At 39.0% G+C, this 21,284-nt stretch carries 14 protein-coding genes; 4 read left to right on the forward strand and 10 right to left on the reverse strand.

Features of this window, described 5'->3' with window-relative positions:
• Window positions 1-96 precede the first annotated feature (96 nt).
• On the reverse strand, window positions 97-1,641 hold the full coding sequence (locus tag HU823_RS02315) for a malate:quinone oxidoreductase (protein ID WP_197221370.1): 1,545 nt from the start codon (window positions 1,639-1,641) through the stop codon (window positions 97-99).
• 358 nt (window positions 1,642-1,999) lie between these two features.
• On the reverse strand, window positions 2,000-2,530 hold the full coding sequence (locus HU823_RS02320) for a competence protein ComK (protein WP_197220999.1): 531 nt from the start codon (window positions 2,528-2,530) through the stop codon (window positions 2,000-2,002).
• A 124-nt stretch (window positions 2,531-2,654) separates the two neighbouring features.
• Between HU823_RS02320 and HU823_RS02325 the strand changes: the two genes are divergently transcribed.
• Window positions 2,655-3,155: a hypothetical protein gene (locus HU823_RS02325; RefSeq protein ID WP_197221000.1), complete on the forward strand. Its 501-nt coding sequence runs from the start codon at window positions 2,655-2,657 to the stop codon at window positions 3,153-3,155.
• Window positions 3,156-3,195: 40 nt separating this feature from the next.
• On the opposite strand, the gene HU823_RS02330 is transcribed toward HU823_RS02325, so the two are convergent.
• The 3 genes from HU823_RS02330 to HU823_RS02340 form a co-directional block, all read right to left on the reverse strand.
• The gene (locus tag HU823_RS02330) at window positions 3,196-13,608 is read right to left on the reverse strand and encodes a carboxypeptidase regulatory-like domain-containing protein (protein ID WP_197221001.1); all 10,413 of its coding nucleotides are present in this window, start codon (window positions 13,606-13,608) and stop codon (window positions 3,196-3,198) included.
• A gap of 151 nt (window positions 13,609-13,759) precedes the next feature.
• Window positions 13,760-14,290 (reverse strand): GNAT family N-acetyltransferase, encoded by a 531-nt coding sequence (locus HU823_RS02335; RefSeq protein ID WP_197221002.1) that lies wholly within the window; start codon window positions 14,288-14,290, stop codon window positions 13,760-13,762.
• Between the two features lie 27 nt (window positions 14,291-14,317).
• The gene (locus tag HU823_RS02340) at window positions 14,318-15,142 is read right to left on the reverse strand and encodes an MBL fold metallo-hydrolase (RefSeq protein WP_370630003.1); all 825 of its coding nucleotides are present in this window, start codon (window positions 15,140-15,142) and stop codon (window positions 14,318-14,320) included.
• A 261-nt stretch (window positions 15,143-15,403) separates the two neighbouring features.
• Here HU823_RS02340 and HU823_RS02345 point away from each other — a divergent pair, with 261 nt between their 5' ends.
• Both HU823_RS02345 and HU823_RS22075 read left to right on the forward strand, forming a co-directional pair.
• Window positions 15,404-16,483 (forward strand): tetratricopeptide repeat protein, encoded by a 1,080-nt coding sequence (locus tag HU823_RS02345; protein WP_197221004.1) that lies wholly within the window; start codon window positions 15,404-15,406, stop codon window positions 16,481-16,483.
• The gene (locus HU823_RS22075) at window positions 16,480-16,608 is read left to right on the forward strand and encodes a hypothetical protein (RefSeq protein WP_255548948.1); all 129 of its coding nucleotides are present in this window, start codon (window positions 16,480-16,482) and stop codon (window positions 16,606-16,608) included. The genes HU823_RS02345 and HU823_RS22075 overlap by 4 nt, the downstream gene beginning before the upstream one ends.
• 162 nt (window positions 16,609-16,770) lie before the next feature.
• Here HU823_RS22075 and HU823_RS02350 read toward each other — a convergent pair whose 3' ends face one another.
• The 5 genes from HU823_RS02350 to HU823_RS02370 form a co-directional block, all read right to left on the reverse strand.
• Complete coding sequence (locus tag HU823_RS02350) at window positions 16,771-18,009, reverse strand: ATP-binding protein (RefSeq protein WP_197221005.1); 1,239 nt, start codon at window positions 18,007-18,009, stop codon at window positions 16,771-16,773.
• A gap of 166 nt (window positions 18,010-18,175) precedes the next feature.
• Complete coding sequence (locus HU823_RS02355) at window positions 18,176-18,580, reverse strand: NUDIX hydrolase (RefSeq protein ID WP_197221006.1); 405 nt, start codon at window positions 18,578-18,580, stop codon at window positions 18,176-18,178.
• Window positions 18,581-18,646: 66 nt separating this feature from the next.
• Entirely contained in the window at window positions 18,647-18,961 is a 315-nt protein-coding gene (locus HU823_RS02360) for a DMT family transporter (RefSeq protein WP_231607240.1), read from the reverse strand.
• Window positions 18,961-19,302, reverse strand: a complete 342-nt coding sequence (locus HU823_RS02365) for a DMT family transporter (RefSeq protein ID WP_197221007.1) — start codon at window positions 19,300-19,302, stop codon at window positions 18,961-18,963. Before HU823_RS02365 ends, HU823_RS02360 begins: the two co-directional genes overlap by 1 nt.
• Entirely contained in the window at window positions 19,302-19,889 is a 588-nt protein-coding gene (locus HU823_RS02370) for a TetR/AcrR family transcriptional regulator (protein WP_197221008.1), read from the reverse strand. The genes HU823_RS02365 and HU823_RS02370 overlap by 1 nt, the downstream gene beginning before the upstream one ends.
• A gap of 152 nt (window positions 19,890-20,041) precedes the next feature.
• Between HU823_RS02370 and HU823_RS02375 the strand changes: the two genes are divergently transcribed.
• Window positions 20,042-21,223 carry an FtsW/RodA/SpoVE family cell cycle protein gene (locus tag HU823_RS02375; protein ID WP_197221009.1) on the forward strand — a complete coding sequence of 394 codons (1,182 nt, stop codon included), beginning with the start codon at window positions 20,042-20,044 and terminating at the stop codon, window positions 21,221-21,223.
• Window positions 21,224-21,284: the final 61 nt, after the last annotated feature.

Below are 21,284 nucleotides of genomic sequence, written 5' to 3' on the forward strand. Positions count from 1 at the left end.
CATATTTACATTCGATAACAAGGTAGGTAACCCCTTCGTCATAGATAAAAGAACAGCAAAAAAGAGCCTTAAGTAAGGCTCTATTGAACAGTAACGCTAAATCTTTTCATGTAAAACGGTATGTTCTATTTCAGAAAAATCAGCTAAAGTAGGTTCATTCGCATCAAGTTTTAGAGTTCTCGCTGTAGTAGCGTGTACTTTCTTTAATAAATCAGGGTTGTTCATCAATCGCTGACCATAAGAAGGAATCATCTCTTTAATCTTTGGTTCCCATTTTCCGATCTCTTTCGGGAAGCATTTGTTCAACACTTCAAGCATAACGTGAACAGCAGTGGACGCACCAGGTGATGCACCAAGCAAGGCAGCGATCGAACCATCAGCGGAAGTAATCACTTCTGTACCGAACTGAAGCGTTCCTTTTCCACCTGTTTCTGTATCCTTGATAACCTGAACACGTTGCCCAGCTACAACAAGATCCCAATCTTCACTCTTGGCAGTCGGGATAAACTCTCGCAGTTCTTCCATGCGCTGTTCTTTTGACAACAACACTTGTTGAATCAAGTATTTCGTTAGTGACATTTCTTTAGCACCTGCAGCTAACATCGTTAAAACGTTATTAGGTTTTACAGAAGTCACGAGATCAAGCATAGATCCTGTTTTTAAGAACTTTGGTGAGAATCCCGCAAATGGTCCAAACAATAACGATTTCTTATTGTCAATATACCGTGTATCCAAGTGAGGAACAGACATTGGTGGTGCCCCGACTTTAGCTTTTCCGTATACTTTCGCGTGCTGCTGCTCAATCACTTCTGGATTCTTACATACCATGAAGATTCCGCTTACTGGAAATCCGCCGATATGCTTTCCTTCAGGAATACCGGATTTTTGAAGAAGATGAAGACTTCCCCCTCCACCACCGATAAAAACAAACTTCGCTGTGTGTCTCTCAACAGAACCTGAGTTAAGATTTTTGACTTTCAGTTCCCAAGAGCCATCACTTGTACGCTTCAGATTTTCTACGCTATGTTTGTATTTAACATCAACGTTCTTGTTCTGCAGATGACTAAATAACATGCGAGTGAGTGAACCAAAATTCACATCTGTTCCTGTATCGATCTTCGTAGCAGCGATACTTTCGTCTAACGAACGTCCTTCCATGATTAAAGGAATCCATTCCATCAATTTCTCTGGAGAATCTGAGAATTCCATTCCTTTAAATAGGGGATTCCGTGTTAGCGCTTCCATACGTTTCTTTAAAAACTGAACGTTGTTTTCTCCTTGAACCATGCTCATGTGAGGCAATGGCATGATGAAATCTTCTGGATTACGAATCAATTTTTGATCAACAAGGTAGGACCAGAACTGCATGGAGACTTGAAACTGTTCATTAATTTCAATGGCTTTTGAAATATCGATCGATCCATCTGGTTTTTCCGATGTGTAATTTAGTTCACAAAGTGCAGCATGCCCAGTTCCCGCATTGTTCCACTCATTTGAACTTTCCTCTCCTGCTTTATCAAGTTTTTCAAACACTTTAATTTTCATTTCTGGAGCTATTTCTTTTAAGATCGTTCCTAATGTAGCACTCATGATTCCAGCGCCAATTAAAAGGACGTCTGTGTTCGTTTCTCTGTTGCTCATCATTATCAACCTTTTCACCTAAAATTTACAGAAAAAACCGTCGTCTCACATATAAGAAGAGACAACTTGGTTACAGCTTTTCCTGTTTCCATGAAAACCATATCAACTAGTATTGCTAAAATTTAAGTCTTTAATATCTTTATTATATGATAATTATAAATTATTTGAAAGCCGATAAATAGTGATAATTATATGAATAGTGTGCCCAAACTCTCTAACAATCAGTATTTATAAAGGTTTTAGGGAAGTTTCTAACAGAAGATCACTTACTAATATATGTAACTTTTACTTTTTCGCATATTAAAAACGCCTGAAATTCATCATCAGGCGCTCACGTTCAAAATTATTTACGTTAAGATCAAATTACTGTCTTTAAACCTTTTTCTCTATCCTTTTCTAGACTTCGATTTGTTCGATTTATTAGTACATTTCTGTAATGAGCTGCTCGATGGAGTTTTGCTTTAAGGGCACGAGAGGTACTTTCAATAGGTAGATCCATGCCGTTTATGAATAGCACTCTAACTTTTTTACAGTCAATGGATTCAATATCATCGATGTGTGGCTGCGAGAGCCATATACAGGAGTCTTTTCGTGGTGATTTCGTGGGAAAGAAGAATATATCAAGTTTCGTGTCAATCATGATAGGAGGAAAACACATCCTTCCTAATATAATCTGTGTTGCATCTTTCTTGCCATCGTATATACTTCCATAATAAGGACAAGAATCTTTGATGATTCGAAAAGGCTTCTTCTCTACAAGGAAGACGGCATCTTCTTCATAAATTTCTGCGCAAACCCTTCCCCATTGATTAATAAATGGATGAATAGCAATGGTCCTATTCGTAATTAAATACTTTTCCACTTTTTCGTGCACAATTCTACGCTTCATTCAATACCTCCTCATTATTTAAATCCCCATGGAAATGAAATACAGTACAAATGTCCCTAGCATCTATACGGCATAGTAATATTTTACCATTTAAATATAAAACCATCTATAGATTGAGCGGAATTTGTCAAAAAATTTAGTTTTCAAAATCAAATACGTCTTAAGACTTAATCCATTTACATCTGTAGCAACTGTCATATTAACAACATTAACATTAGTCATACTCTTTAAATTCTTGCCAACCACTACACCATTCTTCCAATGGATCAGATTAGTAATTGTATTGTCCATTGTCATAATCGACTGTGTTTTCTTAATTACAATGAACATGCAATTCTTAATAATCACTAGACGATTAATGTTTATCATTCCTGTTCTTCCTGATGAAATTATTTGTATAGGAGCGGGTTTAAGTGGAGTCAGGTTCAAGAGATTCTTACCTATTGCTACAATCTCTAAACTGTTCACAACTACGACTTTTGCTTATTCTGCAATTCTAGTAAAAGAATTCTCTTTAACAAATACCGAACTAATGGTGTATTCTTCAATTTTTGCAGGAGTTGCGTTTCTATTCATGGCGTTTGTTAAAAAAAAGAGAACTTCGCAAAAGGAAGCTCCCTACTAAAGATTGATATTATTAAATCTTAAATTACTTACCTTCTGCTTCAATTGATAAATCGAATTAAGTCAATACAGGAAAGATCAAAAGTGATAAACCTTCTAATTGTTCCTTCTTGTACCTCTGCCTCATAAGAAAATGTAGCACAATTATTGTTTGAATCTATACTTTCTAAAGTAAATAGTGTTGGTGATGTTAAGCTGTCTAAAATTAACGGTTTGCCTCCTATTAATATTAAGAACTGAGCTTCACCAAACGGTGGTATCGGATCCGGAGTAATGGAAGTAAGTGAAATTGGAATGAGTAACTCTTCCCCTTCTATCACATTTACAGCCACTGAAAATGATTCAAACCCCGTTGCGAAAACACGAAGTTCATATGATCCTGAAGGAATGCCTGTTAGTGAAAACACCCCAGCATCATTAGAGGTTACTTCCCTAACTAAAAATCCTCTTAGATCAACCAACTGTATGACCGCCTCACTAATTGGCCTGCCCGTTCGACGATCGGATACTTGACCCGTAATATCTCCATCTGCTCCAGGACTTAAAGCAAAGTCAACACCTGTTCGACTTTCCCCCTCTGCAAGGGAAATAGTGAGTGTTTCTTCCTGAAACCCTTGGGCATCCACTGTTACTAAATAACTTCCTGAATCAAGATTACTAATAGAATATGTTCCGTCATTACCCGTTCTCGCACTTCCTGCAAAAGCTCCATTTTCATCAAATACATTTATTTCAGCATTTGGTAATGGTCCATTTCCTAAAATGATGACTGTACCCGATATGGAAGAAGCTTGACGTTGACCTGGTAATGCAAAGTTCTGCTCTAGAGTTGTATTCACAGGCAGTACTGATAGTCTGCTATCTGTGCCATATCCTATTGCAGAAGCTCGTAACGTATAAGATCCATTACTTAATCCAGGTATCGTGTAAAAACCGTCGATGTTTGTTAAGGCTACCGCTACTGGGCGTCCATTGACTGCTAAAACATTAACTTCAGCATTTAGTAAACTCGCTTCAACTGGACCGCTTATTTGATCAAAGGTTTCTACAATCGCCCCTACAATCGGAAGTCCTGTATCTGCATCCGTAACAAAGCCGGTAAACAAACTTGGGACTGCAACTAAATTAAAGTTAACAACGCTTTGAACATTGGGAACAGCCGTAAAATCCAGTAAGCTGCTTCTATAATCAGCATTGATGGCAGCAAGGCTAAAATCACCTGGTAGAAGACCTTCTATTAAATAATTTCCATCATTGTCTGTCTGCACCTCTGCAATCACAACACCGTTATTGTCCGCTAAACGAAGGAGGGTATTAAAGAGAGGCTGTGAACCGTCAGCATTTCGAACCGTCCCTCTAACAGTTGAAGTAACGATTGCCAATTGAAGATCTGCGAATGTCGTTTCTCCTGGAACAACTGTGATTTGAGCTGAGTCATTTCCAAAGCCTTGTTTAGTAGAAATAATCGTGTAGTTTCCGTTTCTCACTTGGCTAAAACGATATCTACCTTGTTCGTCAGTAAGCGTTGAGGCAACGACTGGGCCAGACGGACTTATTAAACGAAGTTCAACATTAGCTCGAGCAATAAATGAACCTGACCCTTCATTTGTAACGAAACCTTCCACACTGCCCGGTTCAAAAGCTAATGGTAAATTCGTAATCGCAGTCTCATTCGCTACAATAAAAACACTTAGTGAGCGCTGTTCAAAACCGCGTGCACTCACGATCATTGTATAAATTCCAGACAGTAAGTCCAAGACTCTATAAGCACCATCTGACTGAGTTAAAACAGTAGTAACAACTGCTCGAGTGGCATCCAGAATCTGCACCACTGCCCCAGCAATTGGAACACCATTCGAATCGGAGATCGTTCCTAATAGATTACCTGTTTCTAAGGTAAGAGCAAGAATAATCTCTGTTGTGACACCGTTTTCAATAATTCCGCCTAGGGATAGATTGCCATAGTCCGCTTTAACAGTGGAAATAACTATTGCACCCTCTTCAAGCTTCTGCTGAATATATACACCGTTTTGGTCAGTTATACCAGAAGTAATTGGTATACCTGTTTCGTTAAAGATGTTCGTTACAACTCCTGATATCGGATTGTTTGTTGCAGCATCAATGACCCTAATTGTAAGCGTACCTCCAAGAGCAATAAGTTGGAGATCAAGAGAAACCTCTTCTCCTCCGTTAACTGTTACAGCAAAAGTATCAGCATTATAACCTTCAGTTGTTACAGTCACAAAATAATTTCCTTCAGGGACTTCTGGAATAACATAGGTTCCGTTTGATTGAGCTAGAACGGTAGTTATTAAACTGTTATTGAGATCAAAAAGATTAATTTGAATACTTTGTTGAGTGATGAGATTTCCATCCGCATCTGTAACCGTTCCAAAAATACTGCCAAATAGGCTAGTTAATAGAAGATTAGTAGTTGTTATTATGTTACTGTTCACAACTGCTCCAATCGACGATACAGCGTACCCTGAGAGATTTGCAGTCACTTGGTAAGAGTTTGGCTTCAGACTTCTAAATGTAAAGCTACCATTCTGTTCAGTAACGGTAGATGCGATAATAATATTGTTTAACAGAACGTTCATTACAACACCTGGTAAAGCAACTCCGTTTTCTTCAGTAACGATTCCTGTTATAGCTCCGGGTTCAGGGATCAGATTAATTGAAACATTTACTGTCTCCCCTGGTGTAATCGTTATCCCTTCTGTTTCACTTTGGAAATCAAGTGCCACAATTGTTAAGGCATATGTTCCAACAGGTAGATTTCCAATAAAGAACGTCCCATCATCATTTGAGACAGCAGATCCGATAACGGTCCCATTTACATCGATAACCTTTATACTTGCGCCACTTATTACATTATTCGGACCATTAACTATTCCTGTTAGTACACCTGGGTTAGACAATAAGAAGCCATCAACTGTTGTTGTTGCATTCGCTTGAATCGTCGCTCCAGCCGAAAACGTATTATAGTTTGGTGTTGTCATGGATACGGTATATTGTCCTGGAGAAAGTCCGTTAATCACATACACACCTGCATTATTTGTCACAGCTCTGCCAGCAGGCTGAACACTCGTTCCAAAAAATAACTGAATGATCGCTCCAGCGTTCAATATACCTGTTTCTTGATCAATTATTGTTCCAGTTAGAATTCCTGGAAGTGCGGTGAGCTCAATGTCAACAGTTTGTGTTTGACCTGGTTCCACCGAAAAGCCAACTGTATTTGTTTCATAATCTGGATTTGACGTTCCTAACGAATAGATGCCTGATGTAAAGTTCTCGATTAAATACATTCCTTGATCATCCGTTTGAACTTCTGCTAGTTCTGCACCCGTTTCATCAATTAATCTAATGACCGTATTGATGATTGGAATGACAACGACTTGAGCCGATATAGTAGTTGTCAAACTCTCATTTTGAATGATCCTTGCAGAAATCGTGCCACGAACATTCGAGAGACTCGGTGTAAGAGCAAAGTTCTGGAATGTTGTTACGCCATTTTCAATAAGAACAGAGCCTGTCGCGGTTCCAAAGTTCTCTTTTGTAATGGTTAAAGTGAAAGTTCCTGCTGATATCAATCCAGAGTTATAATTACCATTACTATCTGTTAAAACCGTATTGATTACGGGACCGAATGGTGAAATGGCCCTAATCTCAATTGAAGCTCCAATTAATGGTTCCCCTGTTGCTGAATTTGTAACGTTACCTGAGAGGACGCCACCTTCTGGAATAAGAATAATGTCTACGACAGTTTCTTGGTCAGGTAAAACAATACCACTGCCAATTCCTGTACCCGTTCCATTTCCTTTGGCAGTCACGGTATACTGGCCTTCAACCAGATTATCAACCTCATAAGATCCGTTTCCATTCGTAATAATCGTTGAAATTGGTGTGTTTTTTCGGTCTAATATCTGAACTGTGGTATTGCTAAGCGGTGTACCATTTGGATTTTTTATTGTTCCAATGATTGTGCCAGGATCCGGCTGTAGGTTAAGGGTTACAGTTGAAAGAGACAAAGAGTTGATAATTACACCTACGGATGCTGCACCATACCCATTTGCTATCGCACGAATGTTTAGTGGACCAGTTTGAAGGTTAACCAGTCTGAAAATACCGTTCTGGTCTGTTGTAATCGTTGCAACAAGAATGCCACTTACATCAGATACCTCAACAAAACTTCCTGATATTGGTAATCCTGTTACAACGTCTTGAACAATTCCCTCCAGTGCACCACGATCTTCTGTAAGCGGGACTAAAAGAATTGTTGTCTCCCCGTTCACTACGATTGCACCTACTGTTGCTGTTTGATATCCGTCTGCTATTACGTTCACTTGATACGTTCCTGCTGATAGGTTCTGGAACGCAAAGTTTCCATCTGAGAGAGCGATCAGCGTTTGCAGCAATACACCACCATCATTGAGAAGTCGAATAGAGATTGTTCTATCTGAAATTGGATTTCCCGATTGATCTGTAACAGTTCCAGCAATCGAACCTCCTACTTCCGACAATTCAAAAGATATCGCAGAAGTTTGATTCGGTAGTACAATAACACCGATTTGATCCTGTACATAATAAGGTGAACTTGCAATAACGGTATACGTTCCAGGTGACAGAAGGATGGATGTAAAGCTACCCGCAGTGTCTGAATTAGTTGATATAATTGGAATTCCTTCCGGGGTAAGAATAGAAATGAGGATACCTGGTAATCCTTCTCCCGTTTCTGCACTTACAACTGTCCCAAAGATCAATCCTCCTAACGGGTTTAAAATCACGTCTAGACCCGTTAGCTGCTCTCCAGGCTGCAACGAAACTCCGGCAGTCGATGATGAATAATTTTCTACTCCAGCAATTACTGTATAAGACCCTTCTGGCAAGTTTCCGACGACATAGTTTCCTTCAAAATCTGTGATTCCGTTTCCGATTTCACTATCATTTTCATCATCCACTCTTACACTAGCATTTGATAAAGGTATTCCATTACCATCAGTTACGGTTCCTGATATCGATGCTGGATCAGGCACTAAAGCGATCTGTACATTAGTTGTAGCATTCGAAGTTACGATTACACCTGTAGAGCGAATACTATAGTTTAGCTGAAAGGCGTTTAACGTATATGATCTTGGTGCCACACCTTCTATTAAGAAATCTCCTCCTGCACCTGTCGTTCTTCTTGCAATTGGTGTTACACCACTTGGTGCATACACTTCTACCTGAGCACCCACCAGTGGAGCAAGAGTTTGTTCATCGAGAATCACACCTGAAATTTGACCCGGTTCTGGAACTAAGCTGATATTGGCTGTTACCGTCTCACCTGGTCCGGCATTGATTGAAACTTGCCGTCTCTGGTAATCAGGAATAATAGCCGTAACAAGATATTGTCCTTCGGTAAAACCTAGTATTCTATAAAATCCGTTAGAGTCGGTGTTAACAACTCGAACAGTAAAACCGTACACATCTAAAAGCCTTACTGAAACATTAACTAACGGGTCACCAGACTCTGAAGTGATCGTCCCTTCCACTGTAGCTGGGAACGGTTCAAGTGCAAAATCGACGACTCTCGTATCGTTTGGAGGTACAAAAACGGAAGCACTCGATGAACCGTAGCCATCGTCAGTAAATGCAACTATTGTATAAGGACCAGAATACACACCTTGAGTTACATAATTGCCTTGCTGATCCGTTACAGTGCTCGCAATTACGGGGCCAGTTGGTGATAAATAACGGACTTGAACCATGACTTGAGAAATCGGAAGCCCTGTTACGGCGTCTGTGATGGTTCCTGAAACCGTTCCAGGTTCTGGAGTTAAAATAAAGCTTAAGGAAGTTGTTTCATCTGGTAAAACGGTAAATGTTGCACTCTGACTGGAATAACCGTCAGCACTAACGATCGCACGATACGTGTCCGGCGACAGATTGGCAAATATGAATTGACCGAAACTATCCGAGACTCCTTTTCGTTCTAGTGGCTTTCCTGAAGATGAAACGATAATGATTGCATTAGATAATGGATCTCCCGTTAACTGGTTTGTGACATACCCTGTAACCGCTCCTGGATTTTGAGTTAATGATACCGCAATGTTAAACCCAGTGACAGGCACAGTAACCGTAATAATCTCATTTCCATAGTTCACTGCGTTAACATTTAACAGATAAATTCCCGGTGCAATCGAGTCGAACGTGAAAGTGCCATCAATACCTGGATACTGCTTTGCCACATACATGCCCGTATTATTTGTTAAAGTAACAGAAACGGCAGTACCACTGATCGGATTTCCAGTTGTAGAATCTGCTATGGTTCCTGTTAGCGTTGTAAGAATTTGCGATAACGGTATTGTAATACTGCTTACCGCACTGCTGTTAACAATAACAGCTGTAATATTTGGAGAATAACCGTCTAATTCAGCACTCACAAAATATGTGCCAATTGACAGTTCCGGAATTTGAAATGTACCATCAGTGTGTGCAATTAAAGCTTGCAGAAATTCTCCGTTAGCACCGAATATTTTTAATTGTATATTGTCTCCGGAAAGGGGATTTCCATCTCCTTCTGTGACTTGCCCTGATATACTACCTACTGTACTCGTTAATAGAATATCAGCTCCGGCAGTCTCATCACTTTGTACGATCACACCTGTAATTTCTGTAGAGTAGTTTTGTGCAGATGAAGTAACAGCATAGGAACCTGGAACAAAATTCCGAAGCAAAAAGTTGCCGAATTGATCAGTTGTTGAGAAGCGAACCAAAATTCCAAGACTATCACGAACAAGTATGGCTGCACCTGGAATTGGTGCACCTGTTATAAAATCTGAAACCGTTCCAGAGATAGAACCACGAATCGTCACTAACTCAAAATTAAGTTCAGTGATGTCCTGACCTGGGTCGACCGCAACGTTTCCAGTCGTGTTTGCATAGCCCCCTGCTCGAATTACGACTGCATAAGAACCAGCAGGAATATTGCTGAGCGTGTAATTTCCATCAGCATCTGTTGTTCCATTTCCGATAGGTGTTTCATTTACATCGAGAAGAGATACGGTACCGTTGGCTACCGGCGCACCAAGATCAGAAATCAAGGTACCTGAGACAGTCCCAGGATTCGGTTGTATCGATAGAGAGATGTTCGTTGTTTGACCAGAAACAACAAAGGCTCCCGTACTTCCAACAGAGTAATTCACTGCCACAGCTTTTACGATATAGTTACCAGGAGCCAAACTCTGAAACAAAAAGGTTCCTTCAGGAGTGGCTGCAACTGTGTTTACGAACTGGTTATCCATTGTGTACAGCTGAAGCACAAGTCCGTCAGCGGCAGGAGCTACCGTTCCTGTAATGGTCCCAGGATTCGGTTGGAGGTCAAAGTTAACAAACTTAGTTAATCCAGCGGGAACAACAACACCTAAGATCTTGGTTTCATATCCTTCTGCAACTGCAGTAAGTGAATAAACTCCTCCAGGCAACCCAAGCGAAATGAACGTTCCATCCGCACTCGTAATGGCTGAATCGACAAATGCTCCTAGTGTGTTGCTGATATTAATGGTTGCACCAACAACTGGCTGACCTGAAAAAGAATCTATTAATCTGCCTGTAACAAAACCAGGAGACGGAACAAGGCTAATCGTGATAGCAGAAACGTTTCCAGGCGTTAACGTTACTGAGGCAGACGAAGTTTGGAAATTTTCTGCCGCAACTATGACTGTATATGTGCTCGGCATTAAATCTTCAACAATGAACACACCATCATTGTCTGAAAAAGTTGTATTTATGATAAGACCGTTAGAATCAAGTAGTTGCACGACTACCGATGCACCTGCAAGAGGATCTCCGGTCTCACTGTTAACAATTGTTCCTGAGATAGAAGAAGGGTTTGGCATTAATGAGAAATTAACAACGGAAGTCACACCAGCTGTAATTATTGCTCCACTTAAATTTGTTTGATAATCAACAACATTTGCTGTAACAACATAGCTTCCAGGGAGCAATTCACCAATTACATAATTTCCATTTGTATCTGTTACAGCTCTAGAGATAAGCACATCAGAATCTGCATTTTTAACAAGTATGACTGCACCCGGAAGAATGTTTCCTTCGTTATCCAGTACACTACCTGAAAGTAAACCAAAAATAGGCTGAAGTTCTGTGCTGATCGTTGTTGTTTCATTATCTCGAATAACAGCACCAAGCGTAACCGGTGAAAACCCGTCTGCCCCAACAATAACGGTATATCGATCTGGTGCTAACCCACTTATCGTATAATTTCCATTGCTGTCAGTAATGGTCTTTGCTACCACGATGTTATTTAGTACGACATCCACTGAAGCACCACTAATTAAATTTCCTTCTGAAGAAACATCGCCTGTAAGAACACCTGCTAGTCTTCTAAGTGTGACATCTAGCGTTGTAGTTTGATCGGACTGAACATACGTACCGATTGTTTTTGTTCCGTGACCATCAGAAGAAAAGGTGATTACATACGTACCAGGAGCTAAAGAATCGACTGAGAATTGTCCGTTTACATCAGTAGTTACAGAGGCATCCGTAATCCCAGAGCTGTTTACAACTTTTAGACTTGCTCCTGGAAGTGGAACACCGCTATCTTCATCAATTACTGTTCCGATGATTGAACCTGGATTTGCTAATAGATTCACATCTACTACCACAGTTTGACCGGCACTCACCGAGAAACCGACAACAAATGTTTGAAAAGCAGGTGCACTCACACGTAATCTGTAAGAACCTGGTGAGAGACGATTTATTGTGTACTGTCCTGACCCATCCGTCGTTGCGGTTGCCACCGCTATCCCCGTACCGCTCAGAGTTTCGACTATTGCACCAGCTATAGGTCCTCCACTTCCTGTTATCGTTCCACTTACCGTTCCAGGATTCGGCTGCAGTACAAAGTTTGCTATCGTAGTCTGATTGGTTGGCACATTTTGCCCAATTGTTGCAGATTGAAAATTATTTGCAGAAACCGTGAGCGTATAATGCCCAGGGATTACAGCTCCAAAAGTATAAGTTCCTGTTGGAGAAGTGGTTACACTTGCAATAACTGTACCAAGATTATCTGATAACAAAACGGATGCTCCACTAACAGCAGAACCTGCATTTGAGGTAACCGTTCCTTGAAGAATTCCTGGAATCGCAACAATGACAGGATTGATGACCGTTATCGTGCCAGATTGAATAACCACCGATTGCACAAATGTCGTGTAATTTACTTTTGAAAATTCAATCGTATAAGTACCTGGTGCTATATTCGTAAGACTATACTTACCGAATGCATCCGTCTGCGTAACGGCAACCTGTGTTTGACCCGATAAAAGTCTTACAGTTGCAGCATTTACCGGCTGAGCGTTTGAACTATCCAGTAACGTACCTGCAGCTCCTCCTGTTGCTTGAACATTCACAGAAATAGAAGCAGAAGCTGGTGGCAGATCTCCTCCAGTAAAGCTATCAATACCTGTTGCACGAACAGTATTTAATGCTTTCGTTCCCGCTGTATAAAAGATTCCACTCTCTGCAAACTGAAGAGTTGCACTTGCACCAGAAGCAATATTACCTACTGACCACGTAAGTGTTTTCGTTGAAGAGTTGTATGCCGTTGTCCCTTGCGAAACACTTAGGACCGAAAAGAGTGACACTACATCTAATGAAACAATATCAGTTACATTAATGATATTTGCAGCACTTTTTCCTGTATTCGTTAAAGTAATTCTTCCCGTCCACTCCCCAACCTGACCGGCTAAAGGTGATTGTGGTCCTGAAAGCAGTACTTTTGAAACCTGCAGGTTAGCTCGGACATTACCGGAATTTATTGTAACTGGATTGGAAAGTGCATTTTGAAACTGAAATTCCTCTGATTCACGTAAAGAGTCTTTATTGTAGTTGTTGTTATTTGAAGCAGTAAAAGCGACCATCCGTACAGAACTTTGAGCAGTAATACCGAGCAAGGAGAAAAATGTAGAAGCTGGAACTAGAAAATCGATAAAATAGTTTTGTGTATTATCCAATGTAGAGTCAGCCTGAACAACACGAGCGACGTCAAAATTAATAATAGAACGAGAATAGTTTGGATTCCCTTTACCATCCGTACCTTCTGCAGGATCGCTCCATGAGTTCACTTGTTTAATTGTGTTCTGCACCAAGTTCACTCTTTTGTTTAAACCATTGACTGCAAGCAGCCAGTCATAAGTCCCCGATACACCGGTAGTATTTAACAAAACACCCCACGCAAAATTTGCAAAAGCTGTTTTGGCACTATTTCTTGGATCTGATCGTACTCGCATTCTAAAGTACACATTGATTTCATCATAAGCGAAGTAAAAGGAAGGAAAACTGTCACTCCCTACGATATCTGTTCCTGCAGGAGAGATATCACGTATCACATCTGCATATGGAACACCACCTACCGTAATCGCTGTAAACTGACTATTTGTGGGAAAAGACATCCCAACACCTCCGGCAAAAAAATAACATCGATTTAATATACGCGGAGTAACCTTGTACCGATTACGATTTTCTTCAAAAGCGTTTCATCACACGAAAAAAGAAGCCATTCAAAAGAAACAGCTTCACTGTAAAGATTGAGCTCATATCTCATTATTTAACTAATTTAAACATCAACACATCATCAACATATTCATCGTTGCCAAACTTAAATTCTCTTATTTTTCTGCCTTCCTCTACGAATCCTAGTTTTCTATATAATTCTATTGCTCTAGTATTAGTAGAGAACGTTCCTAACGTAACTTTTTCAATCACTGGATGTTTTTCGGCCCAAGTTAATAACTTCTGAATCATTAATTTTCCAATCCCTTTATTTCTGCATTCTTTTTTTAACATAATGGCAAATGATCCAATATGGTGCATCCTCATTCTGTCTTGTGAACGGAAAACGATCCATCCCACCACATTGTTTTCATATTCTGCTACAAGCATGGTTTCTCGTTCATGCTTTAGAATGTTGCGTATCCATTCTTGATGATCTTCGATTGTCTTGTTAAATTCATTTGGTAGTGCAATAAAATAATCGTGTTCAGAGATCACCTCACGATGAATTTGAAGAATGGCTTCAGCATCCTCAACACAAACGGTACGTATTCTTGCTTTGTTTTCTTTATTGATTAACATTAGCTGCTTACCTCTTTTTCTAAATAATTATGTATGGATGACATGATTCTCTTTGATGATAGAACGAACAATATGAATAGAATCCCATTCGCCACTAGAGAATTTGACGATGGGAAATTTCTTCGGAAACAGCTTCTGACAGATAGCTTCAGGGGTGTCGCCTTGACTCTGTAAGGACAATACTTCTTGTTGAATTCCTAACAGATAATTTAGTTTTCGTTCAAGTGCCTTCCTTCCATCTCGAACAAATCCTGCGTGATTGCAAAACACTTCCTGAAAGTCATAAGTTAAAACCCGTTTTAAAGATTGTATAATCGCAGGGATGCTCTCTTCCTCTAAAATTACTTTCGTCCTTTCCATTACATATAGATCTCCGGTGAACAGCTGACCCGTTTCTCGATTCAGAAATGCATGGTGATCCAGTGCATGCCCTGGCGTCGGTATGGCGTTCCAACGGGCATTTCTTGATTGTAATTCCTTTTTCATTTTTTGTGCATGAAACGGTTTCCTTCTTCCCCAAAAAAATTGTCGATACAATGGATAATGCGCTCGTTCCGTGCAATAATCAATTGTTTTGTCATCTAGATAAATGGGGACTTTCTTTGTTTTTTCGATATAGCTAGCACAACCTGTATGATCTTCATGAAAATGTGTAATGAATACTTGGTCAAAATCTGCTGAATCAATAAAAGGTTTGAAATGCTTATATAATGACTGGGCACCGGTATCGATCAATACACCGTCTACGAGATAACTATAAACATTCAGGGAGACACCTTGAAAAGTGATCTTCCCATTTAAGTAAGTTACATTATCCTTTTCTCCAAAGTGAGATGTTTTCTTCAATAACACTGTTTCCCAACTCCCCATTCTCTTTCTCTACTATTTGACTCTATAACTTTAATTCCATATACCGCGTTATACTCCTTCTACCCTCATAATCTCGTTTTCAGTGAGCGAAACAATAAGATATCTCCTTCAGTGTCAGATTATTGGGAAAATTGAAGAGAATAATGTCACTTTATGCTACCCCTTAGCTTTAAATTTTCCCAAGTTTTATTTTTCCATTTTATGTTAGATTTAAATTACAAGTCTTATAGAAAGGAGTTTTCCATGAACGTCGGAACTAGAGAGCCCATCACACAGTCACTCGAGCGATGGCATATTGCCATCCGGACAAATCACATTCAGCAATCAGAGAGTATACATAACGAAATCAAGAGTGAGATCACACAGATTAAAGACCCCTCTACACAATTATATTATCAATTATTAAACAGCCGATATTTGATTTTGAAAAAAGAGCTTGCTTCTGCTCACGCAATACTAGATACCTTAAATGATGTTCATCTGAATCGAACAGATATTTTTGGGTACTATATGAACTTAATTACCGGAATGCTATTAACAGCCGAAGGAAATTATGAAGTAGCAGAATTACGTTTTATCCGGGCGTTTAACTTATTAAACGTATTGAACAGCATAACGGATGATATTGTGCGTGCAGATTTCTATCATAAAGCTGCCGTTCTGTATTACCATATCCGTCAGCCACTCACAGCACTGGATTATGCAAACGAAGCTTTGAAATCATTATCTGAAGCGGAAGATTATGAACTGCTTCAATCCGGTTGTGAAAATATACTGGGACTCGCTTCTCTATCATTGAAACAATACGGAAAAGCGGAAGAACATTTTCTGTGTGCTCTTGATCTCGCTAAGCGAATTGATCAGTCATATACTTCTCTCATTAAATACAACATTGGTTATCTGTATGCTGAACAAAACATGTCCGAACTGGCAGTACGCTATTTGTTAGAGGTATTTGAAGAAGAAGAAGCCTTTTATAAGACCCACTTCTTATTGTCTCGAGAATTCTATCGATTGAATAATGAAGAAAAAGCAATGCCTTTCTACAAAAAAGGAATCGAGCTCGCGAATGAAGAATACCTTCATCACTTCAAAATACTGAACGCCTTAAATCAGGCAACAGATATTAACGAGCTTGAACGTATTGTTAAAGAAGGAAACGACTATTTTAAACAACACGAACTCTTTGGTTTCGTAGAAGATTATGCTGGAGAACTTGCACAGGTCTTCTTCACCAAAGAGAACCACAATAAAGCTAGTTATTATTTTAAAGAGTCTTACGAAGCAAAACGCGCTTTACAAAAAAAGGAGGCACTAAAATGAAAAAATTCGCTGCAGGTATCATCATCACTTCACTAGCACTAACGGCTGTATTTGTTGGAGTTTCCACAAAATCAGTTGAACAAGCCGAGCATGGCAGAACGTTCTCCCTTTCTCAAAAATTATAAGAGAATGTATTAGCACAAAAAACGATCAGAAATTTTTCTGATCGTTTTTTGTGCTTTAATTTATAAATGACTTTATGTTTCTCCAATATTCATCGCTAGCAGCAAAAAGAAAAAGAATACAAATGTGATGCTGTTTAACGTTAAAAGTTTACTGCATAACCATCACTTAAAAGGCAGTTTAATCGTAAATGTTGTTCCTTTTTTCAACTCGCTCTTAATCGTAATTTTTCCACCCATCTGTTTTACAATTTGGTGGCATACGGTTAAACCCAGTCCTGTTCCTTTTTCTTTCGTAGAGTAATACGGGCTGCCTAGTTTTTTTAATTGTTCCTTAGACATGCCTACACCGTTATCTTTGATCTCGATACAAACGAAATCGTTCATGTCTTTAAAGGCAAGTATCCTGATTTCCCCTTTTGACTTAATTGATTCAATAGCATTCTTGATGATGTTGATCAATACTTGCTGAATTTCCAGTTTTAGTCCCTCAATTTTTAAAGAAGATTCCACGTGTTGAGATATATGTATAGAGTTTAAAATAGCATACGAGTGCATCACATCGATTGATTGTTGGATAGTAGATGTTAGATCGATGATTTCATATTGATCCGTTTGTGGTTTAGCTAACGCTAAATACTGATTAATGATTTCCTGTGCCCGATCCAGTTCTTCAATTGAGATACTTATGTACATTTGCTGTTCTTTCGTTAATTCTTCTTTCTGCATAAGCTGCATAAATCCTCGTACGGAAGTCATGGGATTTCGAATTTCATGTGCTACAGATGCAGCAAGCTGACTGACAACATTCATTTTTTCCGTACGAACGAGCTCTTGTCTCATTTCAATCTGCTCTTTCATATTTTCAATCAAGTGCACGACTGCGATTAACGTTGCCAATACAATAAGAGAAGAACTTAATTCAAAAAACAGTTCTTGCTCGTCACCTTTTATTAAAAGTGAAATTCCTCGTGTGATAGGAATCAGTGAGTAGAACAAACTGATTACAGTAACTTTTCCTTTAATACCATAGCGATGAAAGAGCCTAGTGATCGGCAGTAACAATAAACAGAGCATCATGTAGTTTCCTAGTAAAACAGCTAAGTTTTGATCCGTGAAATAACCTATTATTAGAAGCACGAATAAGCTTGAAAAACCGACCCTCTTTCCACCGTACAAAAAGGACAAGATAATGGCAACTGATTTAAAATCATATTTATAGATCTGAGAATAAACGACTGGTTGACTCATCGTGAAAACTAGAATAATCAGCATAAGCAGAAAGTATTTCGAAGTTACTTTCTTCCTCTCGTCATCTCTTTCATTAAAGAATACTTGATAAATAAGGATGGTAAAAAGTATAAAGACCACATGTAAGCACATGCTTTGTATAGACTCTAACATTCTGTTCCCTACTTCCTAGATTTACCTGTCTTACATGTTTTTCGACAACTTTTATGCATCTCCTTGTTAAAAAGACGAATTTTCTAGGTAATAGTATCTATTACTTTCAAATTAAAAAAGCACTTCTCCCGCTAGGAAGAAATGCTCTATTGATAAATCATTACCATTAGAATGTTCTACTGTAGACATGCCCCTTAAAACGTATTGCATCCTCCGCTCGAATTCGTTGACTTTCACTTAATTCAGCTAGATCGAACCATCTTAGTGCAGAGTGTTCGGAGCTAAGAACAATCTTGTCAACATCTGAAATCGTGCATCGGAATATCACTGCTTGTGTGTTAATTTTACTATGATAATAAATTCCGGTTAATACAGGATCAATTACATCAATTCCAAGCTCTTCTCTACATTCGCGAAACAATGCTTGATGAATCGTTTCCCCCGGATCGACAGCACCACCAGGTAAACTCCAACCTTTGTTTCCATAAGTTCGTTTTAACAAAAGCACCTTATTCTCTGCATTAAAAATCATGGCATGAGAACCAAATCGAAACGTATCATGAATTCCCAAGGAGATCCCTCTTCTACTTAAAATGTATAGCGAGTTATATTCTACTTAACAACATAGAGATCCTTCTTAGCTAATGAGTTTAAGTCCAACTGCGGCACTGAGTACCATTGCCATAAAAAGAATTCTTAGTCCATTTTTTGATTCACCATAAAATAAGATTCCAACTAGTCCAGAACCTACTGTACCGATTCCGGTCCAAATTGCATACGCTGTCCCCATAGGCAAAGATTGCATAGCGAGACTCAACAAAAGAAAACTGCTGCTGAACCCTATCACGAGGACGAGGAATGAAATAACATTCCTCTTCTTTGCAACAAGATTCATACCTGTAACACCCACTACTTCAAAGAGACCTGCAAACACCAGAAAGATCCAGCCCATTATTGAACCCCTCCTTCTGATTTTGGTTTTGCTGTTACTAATTTAAGTCCCATTACTCCAGCAAGAAGAACAAGAATGAGTATGATTTTCAGCATTTTAAACGGTTCACCGAATACTAGCATCTCCATCAAAACAGTTCCACTTGCACCTAATCCAGTGAATACAGCGTATACTGTACCTACAGGGAGATGTTTGGTTGCTAAGATAAGTAGCGTAAAGGAAAAAATAATAGCAACCGTTGTTCCCATCCACGTCAAGAAATCATAAGAATGCTTTAAACCGATTACCCAACATACTTCAAACACTGAACCTAAAAGGACATAGCCCCATGAACGATTCATTATGATTCACCACTTTCATTACTAATACCCCGCCAGAAAACAATCCACGACTGTGTAGACCTTTTTTGAAGTCGCTCTGGAATTCCATAGATCAACTCAACGAGAAGTCCATCTAAAATGGTTAAAAACGCAAGAGCCGCTGTTTCAGGTGTAATATTCTCTCTTAACAGATCCGAATTCTGTTCAAAAAGTGCTGTAAACAAACTCTCCAAACGATCTACAAATTCGTTGCTTCCCATTTTAATGACTTCTTCATGCTTAACTGGCGGATAAAAAGACGTTCGCATAAAAAATTTCATATTATTGTTGTTCTCAAACCTCTCTAAATACTCCGTTAAGAATTTGGACAAAACGTCTCTTAATTGAAGAGATTTCTGATCTTCTATAAATTGTTTAACAAAATCGATTTCACAGTCAGTAGCTTCTTGAAAAGTTTGTATATAGAGATCGTCCTTACTCTTAAAGTGAGTGTAGATTGATTGTTTTTTTATTCCAACTTCGTTTGCAATTACAGACAAAGAAGCACCCTCATACCCTAGTTGGGCAAACTGGATGAGTGCTGTTTGTTTCAATTGATCATACGTCATTGTTTAGCCACCTTCCGAACGGTCGTAAGGTAATTTTATCACACTATTTTTTGAAGTCAACATATCGTAATGGCTTATACTTGTATGAACCCATCCAAAATGTGTTATCATTATTTTTGGTAAAATAATGAAAACAGGAAGAAGTGCGGTACATGGAGACTCCAAATAGTAAATCATTTATAGATAAATTAGATTATGGGATTCTATTTATACTCTTCTTATTGTCAATAATTAGCTTGATGTTCATATATAGTGGCCAACAATCAGGTCAATACAACGATAATTTTGTTCCTAAACAAATATTTTGGTACACCTTAAGTACAATTTTAATGCTAGCCATAGCGCGTTTAGATTTTGAGCAGCTTAAAAGAATGTCATGGTATTTTTATGGCATCGTTTTATTTTTTATTGTGATGTTGATTTTCGCACCTGAAAGTATTGCAAAACCGATCAACGGCTCAAAAGCGTGGTATCAATTGCCTTTCCTTGGCTCTTTTCAGCCATCAGAATTCATGAAGATCGCTTTGATCTTAGTTCTGAGTAACATTGTTGAATCACACAATTACCAATATATTCAACGGACAATACGTTCAGATTTATATCTAATCTATAAGATGGGACTAGCTAGCTTAGCGCCTGTTATCTTTGTCGCCATCCAGCCAGATTCAGGAATGATCATGCTCTACCTTTCCATCATTCTGTCCATCATATTCATATCAGGTGTAAGCTGGAAGATCATTTTGGCGGTTATCTCATTGCCATCTATCGTCTTGACAGCATTAATCGTCATCTATTTTAAATTTAATGACTTTTTTCAGACGAAACTGCTCGTCTTACTTCTTCCTCACCAACGAAGTAGGATAAACGGCTGGTTAAATCCGTTTGAATACACAGACCAAGGTTATCAGACGAAACAAGCCATTACTGCGATCGGTTCAGGTTGGTATTCTGGTAAGGGATGGATGGAAGGGATCATGTATGTACCTGAAGCTCACACTGATTTTATCTTTTCCATTATTGGTGAAGACACAGGTTTTCTCGGTACATCCATCGTAGTGAGTCTATTCTTCTTATTAATCTATAAAATCGTGATACTAGGTGTGAAATCAAACTACTCATTCGGCGGATATATGTGTTCAGGAATTATTGGACTTCTTTCGTTCCAGATCTTTCAGAATGTTGGCATGAATATTGGATTATTACCGGTAACAGGGGTCACACTTCCGTTCTTAAGCTACGGAGGAAGCTCTCTTTTGTCCAATATGATGTTAATGGGGATCGTGCTCGGAGTTAGTGTGCAGACGAATCGTTATATGTTTGAAATAGATCAGTAAAAACATAACGCTGACCAGAATCAATCTGGTCGGCGTTGGTTTTGGTTTATTCATCATAATA

This window comes from Fictibacillus sp. 18YEL24 (assembly GCF_015903855.1).
Taxonomy (GTDB): Bacteria; Bacillota; Bacilli; order Bacillales; family Fictibacillaceae; genus Fictibacillus; species Fictibacillus phosphorivorans_C.